This window comes from Roseateles sp., assembly GCF_965229315.1.
Lineage (GTDB): Bacteria > Pseudomonadota > Gammaproteobacteria > Burkholderiales > Burkholderiaceae_C > Pelomonas.
The window spans coordinates 3270036-3285368 of sequence record NZ_CBDDJA010000002.1 but is presented as its reverse complement, the minus strand read 5'-3'; the positions used below and the strand labels follow the sequence as shown (position 1 = coordinate 3285368).

14 protein-coding genes are annotated in these 15333 nt (G+C 72.3%); 8 read left to right on the top strand and 6 right to left on the bottom strand.

Features of this window, described 5'->3' with window-relative positions; genetic code table 11:
* Positions 1-84 precede the first annotated feature (84 nt).
* The 3 genes from nudB to clsB are packed head-to-tail and all read left to right on the top strand — an operon-like array spanning position 85 to position 2623.
* Entirely contained in the window at positions 85-561 is a 477-nt protein-coding gene (gene nudB, locus ACO07H_RS20105) for a dihydroneopterin triphosphate diphosphatase (RefSeq protein ID WP_422017427.1), read from the top strand.
* Positions 558-1358, top strand: a complete 801-nt coding sequence (locus ACO07H_RS20100) for an endonuclease/exonuclease/phosphatase family protein (protein WP_422017425.1) — start codon at positions 558-560, stop codon at positions 1356-1358. The genes nudB and ACO07H_RS20100 overlap by 4 nt, the downstream gene beginning before the upstream one ends.
* A complete protein-coding gene (clsB, locus tag ACO07H_RS20095; RefSeq protein WP_422017423.1) occupies positions 1355-2623 on the top strand; it encodes a cardiolipin synthase ClsB in 1269 nt (422 codons plus the stop codon). Before ACO07H_RS20100 ends, clsB begins: the two co-directional genes overlap by 4 nt.
* Before the next feature lie 43 nt (positions 2624-2666).
* Here clsB and hutH read toward each other — a convergent pair whose 3' ends face one another.
* The gene (hutH, locus tag ACO07H_RS20090; protein WP_422017421.1) at positions 2667-4169 is read right to left on the bottom strand and encodes a histidine ammonia-lyase; all 1503 of its coding nucleotides are present in this window, start codon (positions 4167-4169) and stop codon (positions 2667-2669) included.
* 8 nt (positions 4170-4177) lie between these two features.
* Positions 4178-5839, bottom strand: coding sequence for a urocanate hydratase (gene hutU / locus ACO07H_RS20085; RefSeq protein WP_422017419.1), 1662 nt, complete (start codon positions 5837-5839; stop codon positions 4178-4180).
* A 67-nt stretch (positions 5840-5906) separates the two neighbouring features.
* Between hutU and hutC the strand changes: the two genes are divergently transcribed.
* The 5 genes from hutC (at position 5907) to hutF (ending at position 10741) form a co-directional block, all read left to right on the top strand.
* Positions 5907-6626, top strand: a complete 720-nt coding sequence (gene hutC, locus ACO07H_RS20080; protein ID WP_422017417.1) for a histidine utilization repressor — start codon at positions 5907-5909, stop codon at positions 6624-6626.
* Positions 6627-6696: 70 nt separating this feature from the next.
* Positions 6697-7236, top strand: coding sequence for a HutD family protein (locus tag ACO07H_RS20075; RefSeq protein ID WP_422017415.1), 540 nt, complete (start codon positions 6697-6699; stop codon positions 7234-7236).
* A 4-nt stretch (positions 7237-7240) separates the two neighbouring features.
* On the top strand, positions 7241-8428 hold the full coding sequence (hutI, locus tag ACO07H_RS20070; RefSeq protein WP_422017413.1) for an imidazolonepropionase: 1188 nt from the start codon (positions 7241-7243) through the stop codon (positions 8426-8428).
* Entirely contained in the window at positions 8425-9225 is an 801-nt protein-coding gene (gene hutG / locus ACO07H_RS20065) for an N-formylglutamate deformylase (RefSeq protein ID WP_422017411.1), read from the top strand. The genes hutI and hutG overlap by 4 nt, the downstream gene beginning before the upstream one ends.
* Positions 9226-9382: 157 nt before the next feature.
* Complete coding sequence (gene hutF / locus ACO07H_RS20060; protein ID WP_422017409.1) at positions 9383-10741, top strand: formimidoylglutamate deiminase; 1359 nt, start codon at positions 9383-9385, stop codon at positions 10739-10741.
* Positions 10742-10836: 95 nt separating this feature from the next.
* Here the strand turns inward: hutF and ACO07H_RS20055 are convergent, their stop codons facing one another.
* The 4 genes from ACO07H_RS20055 to ACO07H_RS20040 form a co-directional block, all read right to left on the bottom strand.
* Complete coding sequence (locus tag ACO07H_RS20055; protein WP_422017407.1) at positions 10837-11874, bottom strand: asparaginase; 1038 nt, start codon at positions 11872-11874, stop codon at positions 10837-10839.
* A 112-nt stretch (positions 11875-11986) separates the two neighbouring features.
* Positions 11987-12157: a hypothetical protein gene (locus tag ACO07H_RS20050; protein ID WP_422017405.1), complete on the bottom strand. Its 171-nt coding sequence runs from the start codon at positions 12155-12157 to the stop codon at positions 11987-11989.
* A gap of 157 nt (positions 12158-12314) precedes the next feature.
* The gene (locus ACO07H_RS20045) at positions 12315-13517 is read right to left on the bottom strand and encodes an MFS transporter (RefSeq protein ID WP_422017403.1); all 1203 of its coding nucleotides are present in this window, start codon (positions 13515-13517) and stop codon (positions 12315-12317) included.
* 85 nt (positions 13518-13602) lie between these two features.
* Positions 13603-15306: a diguanylate cyclase gene (locus ACO07H_RS20040; RefSeq protein ID WP_422017401.1), complete on the bottom strand. Its 1704-nt coding sequence runs from the start codon at positions 15304-15306 to the stop codon at positions 13603-13605.
* Positions 15307-15333 lie beyond the last annotated feature (27 nt).

The window sequence follows — 15333 nt, the reverse complement described above, 5'->3', positions numbered from 1 at the left end:
GTCGCATTCGCGCAAGCCACGGTCGCCGCGGGCAGGCGCGTCCTCCGGGGGCCAGGGGCAGGGCGGGGCCGCTATGCTTTGCTGATGCCGTTGTCGACGCGTTTCAAGATTCCCGAGTCCGTGCTGGTCGTCATCCACACGCCCGATCTGCAGGTGCTGCTGATCGAGCGGGCCGACCACCCCGGCTTCTGGCAGAGCGTCACGGGCTCCAAGGACACGCCGCAGGAGGCGCCCGCCGAGACCGCGCGGCGCGAGGTGCTGGAGGAGACGGGTTTCGACATCGACGCCGTGGGCGGCGAACTGCGCGACTGGCAGCTCGCGAACGTCTACGAGATCTATCCGCAGTGGCGGCATCGCTATGCGCCGGGCGTGACGCGCAACACGGAACACGTCTTCGGCCTACAGCTCCCCGAGGCGTTGACGCCCCGGCTGTCGCCGCGGGAGCATCTATCGTGGCTCTGGTTGCCCTGGCGGGAAGCGGCTGACCGCTGCTTCTCGCCGTCCAATGCCGAGGCGGTGCTGCAACTGCGCCGCTTCGGCAGCGCCGCGACGACGCCATGAATGCGATGAGATCCTCCGCCCGCCCCACGCCCCATCCGCCCGGCGACGTGTTCCGCGTCGCGACCTACAACATCCACAAGGGCGTGCGCGGCCTCGGCCCCGCGCGCCGGCTGGAGATCCACAACCTGCAGATGGGCGTGGAGGCGCTGGACGCCGATGTGGTCTGCATGCAGGAGGTGCGGCTGTTCCACCACCGCGAGGCGACCTTTTTCGACCAGACGTCGTTCGGCTGGCCCGAGAAAAGCCAGGCCGAGTTCCTGGCGCCCGAGGGGTATGAGGTGGCCTACCGCACGAACGCCGTCACCAAGTTCGGCGAGCATGGCAACGCGCTGCTGTCGCGCTGGCCCATTGGCGACATCGGCCATCACGACGTGTCCGACCATTCCTTCGAACAACGCGGCCTGCTGCACGTGCCCGTGCTGTGGCAGGGCACCGAGGTGCATGTCGTCGTGGCCCACTTCGGCCTGATCCATGCCAGCCGCGTGCGCCAGGTCGAGCGCCTCGCCGTCTTCGTGCGCGACCACGTGCCCGAAGGCGCGCCGGTGCTGGTGGCGGGCGACTTCAACGACTGGGGCGAGCGGCTGGACCCGGCCATGCGTGCCCACGGGCTGCGCCGCGCCGCCTCGCCGCAAGGCCGTGCACGCGCCGCCACCTTCCCGTCGCGGCTGCCGGTGTTCGCGCTGGACCGCGTCTACCTGCGCGGCCTGACATGCACCGGCGTGCAGGTGCCGCGCGGCCCGAGCTGGGCGCGCATGTCCGACCACCTGCCGCTGCTGGTGGAGCTGGCGCTGGAATGAGGCGCCTGCGCTCGCGGCGCTGGCGAGGCCGGGGTGTCTTTGGCACCGACCCCGGCTTCGTCGGCGGCAACGAGCTGGCGCTGCTGCGCGGCGGCGACGAGCTCTTCCCGCACATGCTGGACGCCATCCACCGCGCCGGCAGCGAGGTCTGGCTGGCCACCTACATCTTTCATCACGACACCGCCTCGTTGAGGCTGGCCGATGCGCTGGTGGCTGCCGACCGCCGCGGCGTGCGCGTTCGCGTCGTCGTCGACGGCTTCGGCAGCAAGGGCAGCCTGGACGTGCTTCGGCATCGCCTGGCGGGCAGCGGCGTGGCGCTCGCCGTGTTCCGGCCCATCGACCGCTGGTGGCACTGGCTGCAGCCCAGCCAGCTGCGCCGCCTGCACCAGAAGCTGTGCGTCGTCGACGGCCAGACGGCCTTCGTGGGCGGCATCAACATCATCGACGACCGGCTGGACATTCACCACGGCGTCACCGAGCAGCCGCGGCTGGACTTCGCCGTGCAACTGCGCGGGCCGCTGGTCGATGCCGTCGCGCAGGGCCTGCGCTCCATCTGGTCGCGGGCCTGGCTGGGGCGGGACTTCGACGACGCGCTGATCGACTACATCCCCTGGCGCCGGCGCCTGCGCCGCTGGCTGACGCAGATCTGGCGTGGCCCGCAGCGGCTGCCCAAGGCCACGCCGCCGCTGCCGCCGGTCAGCGCGGCCTTCGTCATGCGCGACAACCTGCGCCGCCGCCGCACCATCGAGCACGCCTACGTGGACGCCATCCGCGGCGCGTCCTCGCGGGTGGACGTCGTCTGCCCCTACTTCTACCCCGGCCAGCGCATCCGCCTCGCGCTGCGCCAGGCGGCGGACCGTGGCGTGCGCGTGCGGCTGCTGCTGCAGGGCATGGTGGACTATCGGCTGGCCGGCTGGGCGGCGGAGGCGCTGTACGCCGAGCTGATCGCCCACGGCGTGGAGATCTACGAGTACACGCCGGCCTTCCTGCATGCCAAGGTCGCCGTCGTCGATGGCCGCTGGGCCACGGTCGGCAGCTCCAACATCGACCCGCTGTCGCTGCTGGTCAACCTGGAGGCCAACGTGGTCGTGCATGACGGCGACTTCACGCGACAGCTGGACGCGCAGATCGAGACGGCGCTGGCCGTGTCGACGCGTGTCGGCGCACGCGGCGGCACCGGCCTGCGCGCCATGGTCCACCGCGCGGCCGTGGCGTGGGTGGCCTACGTCTTCCTGCGCATCGCGGGCGCCGCGGGTCGGTACTGAGGACACGGGGCGGGGGCCGGGCCTGCGTCCGGCCCGCCGGCCGTCAGGCGAACAGCGGCGCGTGCGGTGCCTTCAGCAGGCCGTCCTGCACCAGCGTGGCCGCGCGTTCGATGTCCGGCGCGAGATAGTGGTCCGCCGGGCTGCTCGCGCAGTCCTGGCGCAGCCGCGCATACAGCGCTTCGACCGGCGCCGAGCTGGTCAGCGGGCGCAGGAAGTCGATGCCCTGCGCCGCCGCCAGCATCTCGATGGCGACGATGTGGGCCGTGTTGTCCAGCATCGCGTGCAGGCGGCGCGCGGCGAAGGTGGCCATGGACACATGGTCTTCCTGGTTGGCGCTGGTCGGCAGGCTGTCCACGCTGGCCGGGTGGGCCAGGCTCTTGTTCTCGCTGGCCAAGGCGGCGGCGGTCACGTGGGCGATCATGAAGCCGCTGTGCAGGCCGGCGTCGGCCGTCAGGAACGGCGGCAGCCGCGAGATGCCCGGGTCGATCAGCATGGCGATGCGGCGCTCGGCGATGGCGCCGACCTCGGCAATCGCCAGCGCCAGGTTGTCGGCCGCGAAGGCCACCGGCTCGGCGTGGAAGTTGCCGCCCGAAACCATGGTGTCGTCGAAGACCAGCGGGTTGTCCGTCACCGCGTTGGCCTCGCGCACCAGCACCTGGGCCGCGTGCCGCGCCTGGTCCAGGCAGGCGCCCATGACCTGCGGCTGGCAGCGCAGGCAGTACGGGTCCTGCACGCGCTCGTCGCCTTCGCGGTGCGACGCGCGGATGGCGCTGCCGGCGAGCAACCCGCGGTAGATGTCGGCGACCTCGATCTGCCCCAGCTGGCCGCGCACGGCATGGATGCGGGCGTCGAACGGGCCGTCGCTGCCGCGCGCGGCGTCCAGCGTCATCGCGCCGCTGGCCAGCGCCGTCGCGAACAGGCCCTCGAAGCGCAGCAGCGCGTGCAGCGCCAGCGCCGTGCTGGCCTGCGTGCCGTTGATGAGCGCCAGGCCTTCCTTGGCGGCCAGCGTCAGCGGCTGCAGGTTCAACCGCGCCAGTTCATCACGGGCCGGCATGCGCTGGCCATCGACCAAGGCCTCGCCTTCGCCCATCAGCGCCAGCGTCAGGTGGGCCAGCGGTGCCAGGTCGCCACTGGCGCCCACCGAGCCCTGGCAGGGCACGTAGGGCACGAAGCCGGCATTGAACGCGTCCAGCAGTGACTGCACCACGTCCCGGCGCACACCCGAGAAGCCGCGCGCCAGGCTGCCCGCCTTCGTCGCCAGCATCAGCCGCACGACCTCGGGCGACATCGGCGCGCCCACGCCCACCGCGTGGCTGCGGATCAGGTTGAGCTGCAGCGCGGCCAGCTGGTCCTTGGCGATGCGGGTGCTGGCGAGCTTGCCGAAGCCGGTGTTGACGCCATAGACCGGCGCGTCGCCAGCAGCCGCTGCGGCCACGAGCGCGGCGCTCTTGTCGACCGGCGCCCAGTCGTCGAGTTGCAGATCGCCGCTGCCGGCAGCGATGTCGGCGAGCTGGGCGAGGGTGAGTTGTCCGGGGATGAGTTTCATAGATGACTTCACAGGGAAGGCAGGTTCAGTTCGTTCTTCTGGGCGCAGGCGATGGCCGATTCATAGCCGGCATCGGCGTGGCGCATGACGCCGGTGGCCGGGTCGTTCCACAGCACGCGCGAGAGGCGCTTGGCGGCAGCCTCGGTGCCGTCGCACACGATGACGACACCCGAGTGTTGCGAGTAGCCCATGCCCACGCCGCCGCCGTGGTGCAGGCTCACCCACGTCGCGCCGCCGGCGGTGTTCAACAGCGCGTTCAGCAGCGGCCAGTCGGACACGGCGTCCGAGCCGTCCTGCATGCCCTCGGTCTCGCGGTTGGGGCTGGCGACCGAGCCGCTGTCCAGGTGGTCGCGGCCGATGACGATGGGCGCCTTCAGCTCGCCGCTCTTGACCATCTCGTTGAAGGCCAGGCCGGCGAGGTGGCGCTCGCCCAGGCCCAGCCAGCAGATGCGCGCGGGCAGGCCCTGGAAGGCGATGCGCTCGGCGGCCATGTCCAGCCAGCGGTGCAGCGCCTCGTGCTTCGGAAAGAGTTGCTTCAGCTTGGCGTCTGTCTTGCGAATGTCCTCCGGGTCACCCGACAGCGCCACCCAGCGGAACGGGCCCTTGCCCTCGCAGAACAGCGGGCGCACGTAGGCGGGCACGAAGCCGGGGAAGTCGAAGGCGTTCTTCACGCCCTGGTCCAGCGCGACCTGGCGGATGTTGTTCCCGTAGTCCACCGTCGGGATGCCTTGCGCCTTGAAGGCCAGCATCGCCCGCACGTGCGTGGCGCAGCCTGCGGCGGCAGCGGCCTTCAGTTCGGCATGGCGGGCCGGGTCGGCGGACGCGGCCTTCCATTGCTCGACCGTCCAGCCCGGCGGGCAGTAGCCGTTGATGAGGTCGTGGGCGCTCGTCTGGTCGGTGACGAGGTCCGGTGTCACGCCGCGCCTGACGAGTTCCGGCAGGAGGTCGGCGGCATTGCCCAGCAGCGCGATGGACCTGGCCTCGCCGGCTGCCGTGTAGTTGGCGATGCGGGCCAGCGCGTCGTTCAGGTCCGCGGCCTGTTCGTCCACGTAGCGCGTCTTCAGCCGGAAGTCGATGCGCGACTGCTGGCATTCGATGTTCAATGAGCAGGCGCCCGCGAACGTCGCCGCCAGCGGCTGCGCGCCGCCCATGCCGCCCAGGCCGGCCGTCAGGATCCAGCGGCCCTTGAGCGAGCCGCCGTAGTGCTGCCGCCCCGCCTCCACAAACGTCTCGTAGGTGCCCTGCACGATGCCCTGGCTGCCGATGTAGATCCAGCTGCCGGCCGTCATCTGGCCGTACATCATCAGGCCCTTGCGGTCCAGCTCGTGGAAATGCTCCCACGTGGCCCAGGCCGGCACGAGGTTGGAGTTGGCCAGCAGCACGCGCGGCGCATCCGGGTGGGTCTTGAACACGCCCACCGGCTTGCCCGACTGGATGAGCAGCGTCTCGTCGTCGTTCAGTTCGCGCAGCGACCGGCAGATGGCGTCGAACGCGTCCCAGTTGCGCGCGGCCTTGCCGATGCCGCCGTAGACGACCAGCGCGTCCGGGTTCTCGGCCACGGCCGGGTCCAGGTTGTTCTGCAGCATGCGGTACGCGGCCTCGGTCTGCCAGCTCTTGCAGTGCAGCTGGGTGCCGGTGGGCGACTTGACGGGGCGGGGAAGGGCGGTCATGGGGTCTCCTGGCAATCGCCGCGAACTCTAGTTGTCTATACAAGTCAAGTCAACTAGGATGCCGGCCATGCCGCGATCAGCCACCAGCCCCGAGCCGCAGTACCTCAAGGTCAAGAACCATCTGCGCGAAGGCATCGCCAGCAGCCACTGGGTGGCCGGCGACCTGCTGCCCAGCGAGGGCGCACTGGTGGGCCTGTTCGGCGTCAGCCGCATGACGGTGAACCGCGCGCTGCGCGAGCTGGTGCAGGAAGGGCTGATCGAGCGCGTGCAGGGCGTGGGCAGCTTCGTCGCGCAGCTGCACCGCATCTCGTCCACGCTGAACGTGCGCGACGTGCACGAGGAGATCATCGAGCGTGGCGGCCAGCACGAGGCGCGCGTGCATGCGCTGCTCAAGGGCAAGGCCTCGCCGCAGCAGGCGGCCGAGCTGGGCCTGAAGCGCGGCGCGCCCGTGTTCCTGAGCCTCATCGTGCACCTGGAGAACGGCCATGCCATCCAGTGCGAGGAGCGCGCCGTCAACCCGGTCTGCGCGCCGGACTACCTGGCGCAGGACTTCACCCACATCACCCCCACGCACTACCTGCTGGAGGTGGCACCGCTGTCCGAGGCGCGCTACATGATCGAGGCGGCGCTGCCCGGTGAGGTCGAGGCCAAGCTGCTGGGCATCAACCGGCGCGACCCCTGCCTGATCGTCAAGCGCATCACCTACAGCCGCGGCGTGGCCGTCACCAGCGTGAAGCTGACGCACCCGGGCACTCGTTACCAATTGCAAGGGAGCTTCTCGGCATGAGCACGGCCTGCCCCGAGCTGCCGACAATGCGCCGCGCCCCGCGGAGTCGGGCGAGCATGAGGGTAGACCCATGAGCTGGAGCAGGATCAGTGCCGTCGACGTCGAGCCGCAGGCCTGGAAGAACGGCGGCGGCACCACGCGCGAGTTGCTCGCCTGGCCCCACGCGCACGACTGGGCGCTGCGCATCAGCGTCGCGCGCGTGCAGCAGGACGGGCCGTTTTCGGCCTTTCCCGGCGTGCACCGCTGGCTGGCCGTCCTGGAGGGCGCCGGGTTGCGCCTGTTCGACTGGCCGCAGACGGTGGGTGACGAGCCGCTGCGCTTCGAGGGTGGGCTGGCGCCGGCCGCGGAGCTGGTCAAGGGCGAGTGCCAGGTCCTCAACGTGATGGAGCGGCGCGGCAACCTGGAGATGCAGGCCGCGACCGGCGTGCTGTTGCCCACGGCCCCGTGGGTGGGGCTGTTCACGGTCAAGGGCGGCCTGCTGGAGCACGGCCACCGCGCCATGCCCATGGCGCCGATGACGCTGGCCTGGTGCGAGCAGCCGGTGGCGCAGAGCTGCGTCTTCACCGGCGAGGGCCATGCCTGGTGGCTGACCTGGCGCGAGGAAGGCTGACGGCATGAAGCTCTGGCGCGGTGCGCGGCTCGCCACGTTGGCCGGCGAGCGGGGCTGGGGCCTCATCGACGACGGCGCGCTGCTGGTGGACGGCGACCGGCTGCGCTGGGTCGGCCCGGCCGCCGAACTGCCGCCCGAAGCGGCGGAGGCCGAAGTCATCGACCTCGGTGGCGCCCTCGTCACGCCGGGCCTGGTGGACTGTCACACCCACCTCGTCTACGGCGGCAGCCGGGCCCTTGAGTTCGAGCAGCGCCTGCACGGTGCCAGCTACGCCGACATCGCCAAGGCCGGCGGCGGCATTCGCGCCACCGTCGCCGCCACGCGCGTCGCGACCGAGGCCGAGCTGCTCGCCACCGCGACGAAGCGCGCCCGAGCCCTGATCGCCGAGGGCGTGACGACGCTGGAGGTCAAGAGCGGCTACGGGCTGGACGCCGCCACCGAGGCGCGCATGTTGCGCGTCGCGCGCCGCCTCACGGGCCTGGGCGTGACCGTGCGCACGACGTACCTGGCGGCGCACGCGCTGCCGCCCGAGTGCCCCGATGCCGACGACTACATCGCCGCCGTCTGCCGCTGGCTGCCCGAGCTGGCCGAGGCGGGTCTGGTCGACGCGGTGGATGCCTTCTGCGAGCACATCGCCTTCAGCCCGGCGCAGGTCGCCCGCGTGTTCGACACCGCCCGGCGCCTGGGCCTGCCCGTGAAGCTGCACGCCGAGCAGCTCAGTGACCAGGGCGGTGCCGGGCTGGCTGCTTCGTACCGCGCGCTGTCTTGCGACCATCTCGAATTCCTGAGCCCGGCCGGCGTGCAGGCCATGGCCGAGGCCGGCACCGTGGCCGTGCTGCTGCCCGGCGCCTACTACGCGTTGCGCGAGACGCAGCTGCCGCCTGTTGCCGCGCTGCGCGAGGCCGGCGTGCCCATCGCCATTGCGACCGACCACAACCCCGGCAGCTCGCCCACGCTGTCGCCGCTGCTGATGCTGAACATGGCCTGCGTGCTGTTCCGCCTGACGCCCGAGGAGGCGCTGCGCGGCCTGACCGTCAACGGCGCCCGCGCGCTGGGCCTGTCGGACCGCGGCCAGCTCGTGGCCGGCCAGCGCGCCGACTTCTGCATCTGGGATACCAGCCATCCACGCGAGCTGGCAGCATGCTTCGGGCACAACCCGTTGCAACAGCGCATCCACCAGGGAGAGTCATGAGCGTATTCAGCCTGCAGCAGGGCCGCGTGCCGCTGCTGATCAGCCTGCCGCATGTCGGCACCGAGATCCCGCCCGAGCTGCAAGACCACTTCGTGCCGCGCGCGCTGGCCAGCGAAGACACCGACTGGCACCTGGAGCGGCTGTACCGGCCCCTCGCCGAGACGCTGGGCGCCAGCCTCATCGTGCCGCGCTACAGCCGTTATGTCATCGACCTGAACCGCCCGCCCGACGACGCGCCGCTGTACCCCGGCGCGTCCGGCGGCACGGGCCTGGTGCCGACGCGCTTCTTCACCAACGAGCCGCTGTACCGCGACGGCCACGAGCCCGATGCCGCCGCCATCGCCGCTCGCCGCGAGGCCTACTGGCGGCCGTACCACGAGGCCCTGGCCGCCGAGATGACGCGCCTGCGTGCCGTGCACGGCCGCGCGCTGATCTTCGAGGGCCACAGCATCCGCTCGGAGCTGCCGTGGCTGTTCGAGGGCAGGCTGCCGGCGCTGAACCTCGGCACGGCCGACGGCGCCTCCAGCGCGCCCGGCATCACCAGCGCGCTGGCGGCAGTGCTGGCCGGCCACACGGCGCATGACCATGTCGTCAACGGCCGCTTCAAGGGCGGCTACATCACGCGCCATTTCGGCCGCCCGGCCGAAGGCTGGCACGCGGTGCAACTGGAGATGTGCCAGCGCTGCTACATGGACGAAGACGCCGACCCGCGCCAGGCCTGGGACGACGCTCGCGCCGCCGAGGTCTCACCGCTGCTGGAGGCGCTGCTCGGGAGGTTGCTGGCATGCCCGGTCTGAACACGACCCCCACGCTCGCTTCGCTCACTGCCCCCCGGGGGGGCGTCCCAGCGCCTTCGGGCGGCCGGGCAGCGCTGGCGACGACCCCCACGTTCGTTGCGCTCGCTGCCCCCCGAGGGCGCGCGCCAAGGCCTTCGGGCGGCCGGGCGGTGCTGGCATGAAGCAGCTGCATGCCCCCCTGGCCTGGGTCGAAGGCCGCTGGCAGCGCGACGTGCTGCTGACGGTGGAGAACGGCCATTGGACGGCCATCGTGCCCGGCCAGCTCGCGCCGCCCGACGCCGAGCTGCTGGCCGGCCCGTTGATCCCCAGCCTCGTCAATGCGCACAGCCACGCGTTCCAGCGTGCGTTCGTGGGGCTGGCCGAGCGGCGCGAGGCGGGCCAGGACGATTTCTGGAGCTGGCGCGACCGCATGTATGCGCTGGCGCTGCGCATCTCGCCGCAGCAGTTGCGCGCCGTCGCGGCACAGCTGTACGCCGAGCTGCTGCGCGGCGGCTACACGCAGGTCTGCGAGTTCCACTACCTGCACCACCCGGCCCAGGGCGAGGCTTTCGACGACGACTTGGACATGGCCTGGGCGCTGGCGTCCGCCGCTGAGGAGGCGGGCATCGGCCTCACGCTGATGCCGGTCGTCTACACGCGCAGCGGCTTTGGCGCGCAGGGACTGAGGCCCGACCAGCACCGCTTCGCCGCCGACGCCGACTGGGCCTGGCGCGCCTGCCAGCGCATCCAGGCGGCGGGGCTGCCTCGCGTGACGGCGGGTGTCGCGCTGCATTCGCTGCGCGGCGCATCGCCCGCGGACATCGCGCGGCTGCGCCAGCTGGTGGGCAGCGACGATCTGCCCATCCACATCCACGTCGCCGAGCAGACCGCCGAGGTGGCCGACTGCCTCGCCGCCACGGGTCGCCGCCCCATCCAGTGGCTGGCGGAAGAAGGCCTGCTGGATGCGCGCTGGCAGCTCGTGCATGCCACGCATGCGACGGCCGCCGAGATCGAGGCCGTGGCGGCCAGCGGCGCCGGCATCGTCATCTGCCCCGGCACCGAGGCCAACCTGGGCGACGGCCTGGCGGACCTGCCGCGCTGGCTGCATCACGGCGTGCCGCTGACGGTGGGCTCGGACAGCCAGGTCACACGCGGCTGGGTGGAGGAGCTGCGCTGGCTGGAGTACGGCCAGCGCCTGGTGCTTCGTCAGCGCAATGTGGCGGCTGACCCCGGCACGCAGCCGTCCAGCGCCGCGCGGCTGTTCGACGCGGCGGTGGCAGGCGGCGGCCGCGCGGCCGGCCTCGGGCTCTGGGGCCTGGTGCCCGGCGCGCGGGCCGATGCGCTGGTGCTGAACCGCGAGGCCGACGGCTTGCGCGGCCTGCCCGACGAGGCGCTGCTGGACGCCGTCGTCTTCGGCAGCAACGGCTCGCCGTGGCAATCCGTGTGGGTGGCCGGCCGGGCGCGGCCCTGGCGGGCGCCGCAGCGGGTGGGCGAGGCGTTCGACGCCGCCATGCGCGAGCTGTGGGGTACAGGCTGACCCCACGGGCGCAGCCGCAGGATCGCGCGCGGTCGGTCGCGGCGTTCAGGCTGGGCTGACGGTCCCGGCTTTTGCGTCAGCCGGCCTGGCTGCCGTCATCGGCGCGCGCCCAGGCTCGCGCCCAGTCCGGCCGCCGGCCGCAGCGAGCCGACCTCCACGCCACGCCAGTTGCGCAGCGTGAAGTGGCTGTAGTCGTGCAGCAGCGGGTCGTCGGTCTGCAGCAGCGCCGCGGCCACGGCAGCCATGGCGGCTTCGGCGGCACGTGCGGCGCCATCGTCGATCTTCAGCGCCAGCCCCAGGCCCAGCTCCGGCAGCGCCGCGCAGTACACGCCCTCCGCGCCGATCTTGCAGAACAGGCGTTCGCCCCAGGCCTGCATGACGCGCGTGTCGAAGCGGTCCGTGCCGCCCACCATGAAGGGCGCCGCGGCCACGGCCTGGCGCAGCCGCCGCGCCGCGCGGGCGTGGCCGTCGGTCAGGCCCTGGCCCGTGCCGCAGCGCGCGAATGCCAGCGCCAGCGCGCGCAGCGGCAGCGCAAAGGTCGGGATGGAGCAGCCGTCGATGCCGCGCGGTGCGCGCTCGACGTCCACGCCCGTCGTGGCCGACAGCGCGGCCGACACCTCGCGCATGACGGGGTGCTCCACCGCCACATAGCCGCGCGCGAACTCGGCGGGTTCGGCACCGGCGTTGCGCGCCATCAGGCAGGCCACGCAGACGAAGCCGCTGTGCTTGCCCGAGCAGTTGTTGTGCAGCGGCGTGGCGGTCTCGCCGTGCGCCGCCATGGCCCGCAGCACCGGCTCGCGGCTGGGCCATTGCGTGCCGCATTCCAGCGCGTCGGCCGTCAGGCCCAGCCTGGCGAGCACGCCGGCGGCCGTCGCCACATGCTCGGGCTCGCCGCTGTGGGACGCGCAGGCGATCGCCAGCTCGGCGTCGCTCAGCTCATAGGCCTCGGCCGCGCCGCCGGCCACCAGCGGCAGCGCCTGCAGCAGCTTGACGGCCGAGCGCGGGAAGATGGGACGGTCGACGTCGCCCAGCGCCGTGTGCACGGCGCCCGACGCGTCGACGATGGCCAGCGCGCCGGCATGTTGCGATTCGACGGTCGTGCCGCGCAGGACTTCGATGAGGACGGGGTTCATGCGGCGAGTCTAAGAGCGGGCCGCGATGTCGAGCGACGGCCCTGTCGACGCGGCGGGCCTTCCACCGGGGCTTCGCTGCACTCCAGGGATCGAGGGGCGAAGCGCCGAACGCTCAGCGTGTCTGCGCATCCGTCTCGTGAGCCGTGTCAGGGCCTGGACGGTTCGCTGCGTCCGCCTGCTTTTTCTTCTTCGCTTGGTCGTGGTGCCACTTGATGGCGAAGAACATGCCCGTGCCGAACACGAGCGCCTTGAACGTGCCAAGGACGATAGGGACCCATTCCATTTTTTCTGAATAATTCCACGCGGGTGATTGACGACAGCTGTCGTGAGCAGCGCTGCATCTGCCTCGCTTCGAACCGGACTGTGCCCAATTCGCCCGTGAAAACCCAGCATCAGATCACCACAAACTCTTGCGTATCAGATGCACCGCTCGGCGGTGTTCAGGCGCGTGCGCCCGCGCTCGACCTGCGCGCCGCCACCGAGCGCTGCAGCAGCATCGACATCCCGAACACCGCCAGCCCGCCCACGGCCAGCACGGCGCCCACCGGGCCCAGCGACGTCCAGCCCCATCCTGCCGTGATGGCCGCCGCGCCCAGCCAGGCGCCCAGCGCGTTGGCGATGTTGAAGGCCGAATGGTTGAGTGCTGCCGCCAGCGTCTGCGCGTCGCCGGCCACGTCCATCAGCCGGATTTGCAGCGCCGGCCCGAGGGCGACGATGCCGCCGAGGCCGAACAAGGCCAGCAGCGCCGTGGGCACGTGGTGCGCCAGCAGGCCGAAGCCGGCCAGCAGCAGCGCCGCGTACACCAGCGTGCCGCCGATGGTGGGCAGCAGCGCGCGGTCCGCCAGGCGCGCGCCCACCAGGTTGCCGGCGATGGCGCCCAGGCCGAACAGCGACAGCGCGGGTGGCACCTGGGCCAGCGTCAGCCCCGTCACGTCCACCAGCGTGGGCTTGATGTAGCTGAACACGCAGAACATGCCGCCGAAGCCGATGCCCGCGATGCCCAGCGTCAGCCACACCTGCGGCCTTGCCAGCGCGCCCAGTTCGCGCCACGGCCCGGCGCCGGCCTCGGCGGGCAGCGGCGGCAGCGCGCCGCGGATGAGCAGCGCCGCGAGCAGCGCGATGGCGCCGACGAAGCCGAACGCCGCGCGCCAGCCGAGCTGCTGGCCGATCCACGCGGCGATGGGCACGCCGATCAGCGTCGCCGTGGCCAGGCCCATCATGACCAGGCCCACGGCGCGCGCACGCCGGTCCGGTGGCGACAGCGCCGCGGCCACCAGCGCCGCCACGCCGAAGTAGGTGCCGTGGGGCAGGCCGGCCGCCAGCCGCGTCAGGCCCACGGCCAGCGCGCCGGGCATCAGGGCCGTGGCGACGTTGGCCACGGCGTAGAACGCCATCAGCGCGACCAGCAGCGTGCGGCGCGCCCAGTGGGCGGTGAGCACGGCCAGCAGCGGCGCGCCGACCGCGACGCCCAGCGCGTAGGCGCTGATGAGGCCGCCGGCCGTGGGCACGCCGATGCCCACGTCGTGGGCCACTTCGGGCAGCAGGCCCATGATGACGAACTCGCCGGTGCCGATGGCGAAGCCGCCGATGCCCAGCGCCAGCAGCGCGCGGGTCGAATGGAGGGAAGCAGGGGAAGCAGACATGCCCGCACCATACGTGCTGGGCGATGGCCCGATCCGCCGGCCGGGCATGCATGCGGCGTGAAGCCGGGCTTCACGGATGCGGATATCAGTCCACGTGCACGCGGTTGCGGCCGCCACGCTTGGCGGCGTAGAGCGCGCGGTCGGCGCGGCCGAGCAGCACGTCGGCGGGCTGCGGCGGCGGGCCGCCGGCGATGCCGATGCTCACGCGCACGACCAGCCCCGGCGTGATCGCGGCCCAGTCGTGCTCCGCCACGGCCAGCCGCAGCCGCTCGCAGATCTCGGCCGCCTGCTGCGGCGCGATGCCCACCAGCACGGCCAGGAACTCCTCGCCGCCCACGCGGGCCATCAGGTCGGCGCTGCGCAGCCGGTGGCGCAGCAGTTGCGCGAGTTGCTGCAGCACGGCGTCGCCCACCGCGTGGCCGTGGGTGTCGTTGATCTTCTTGAAGTGGTCCACGTCCAGCGCCGCGATGCTGATGACCTGGCCGGCCACGCGCGCGCCTTCCACCAGCAGCGGCAGCGCGAACTCGGCGTGGCGGCGGTTGTGCAGGCCGGTCAGCACGTCCTCGTGCGCGGCGCGGTCCAGTGCGTTGGCATGCTCGCGCAGGCGTTGCTGCTCGTTCTCCAGGTGCGCGGCGCGGGCGCGCTCGCGGCGGGCGTCGGCGGTGGCGCTGTCGGCGCGGGCCTGCGCCTGCGCGACCTGGTCGCGGATCAGGATGACTTCGGTCTGCAGCACCAGGTTGTCGCGGCGGATCTGGCGCTCCAGGCCCACCAGCTCCTCCAGCCAGCCCAGCGCCTCGCGGTGCTGGCCGCAGGCTTTCTGGGTTTCGTACAGCGAGCGCACCAGCAGGCGGCGCAGCTTGGGCGGCGGCTCGACGGCGGCCTGCAGCAACGCCTGCAGGATGCGGGCCGCCTGCAGCGGCTCGCCCTTCAGGCGCAGGAACACCGCGCGCTGCACGTCGGCCTCGACGGCCAGCGTGCGGTAGCCATGGTCATGCGCCAGGTGGCCGAACTCGTTGAGCAGCGGCAGCGCCTCGTCCAGCAGCCCGCCGGCCAGCAGCGCGTTGACGAGGTTGGACACCGCCACCGTCACCTGGAACGGGCTGCCGGAGTGGCGTGCCAGCGCCGTGGCCTGCTCGGCCGTCGCCCGCGCGCTGGCCACGGCCTGCGCCAGCGTCGCGGCGTCGCCCAGGTGCTTGGCGTCCTCCACGCGGCGCAGCCAGAAGTAGGCGAGGTTGTTCTGGCAGGAGAACCGCACCTCGGCCGCCTCGGCGCGTGTGGCGATCTCCAGCGCCTGCTCGGTGGAGGCGCAGGCCTGCACCGGGTTCTCCAGGCTGGAATAGGCCACGCCCACGCGGTTCAGCGCCCAGGCCTCGCGCACCGGGTCGTCGGCCCGGCGCGCGGCGGACAGCGCCTTCATGCCGTACTCCAGCGCCTCGCGGCCCATCAGCAACTGGCCGTAGACATAGGACTGCGAGGTCAGCGCGTCGGCCAGCAGCACGTCGTCGCCCAGGCGCTCCGCCAGCGTCAGCGCCTCGGTGGCGTAGCGCGTGCTTGCCGTCAGCTTGCCGATGCGCGGGTACTGGTGCGCCAGCAGCGCCAGCAGATCGGCCCGGCGGCGCTGCTCCGCGGGCGGGCACGCGGCCAGCAGCGCTTCCAGCGCCATGCACGACGCCTCGTAGGCGCCGGCCGCCGCCTGCCGGCGCTGCGCCGCGCAGGCCCGGTCGAACGCCTCGGCGTCAAATCCGGGGTGGTCGGCAGGCAACTCGGGCAGGTCGAGCAGGTCTGACATGGCTGGGCCGATTTTGCCCAGCCCCAG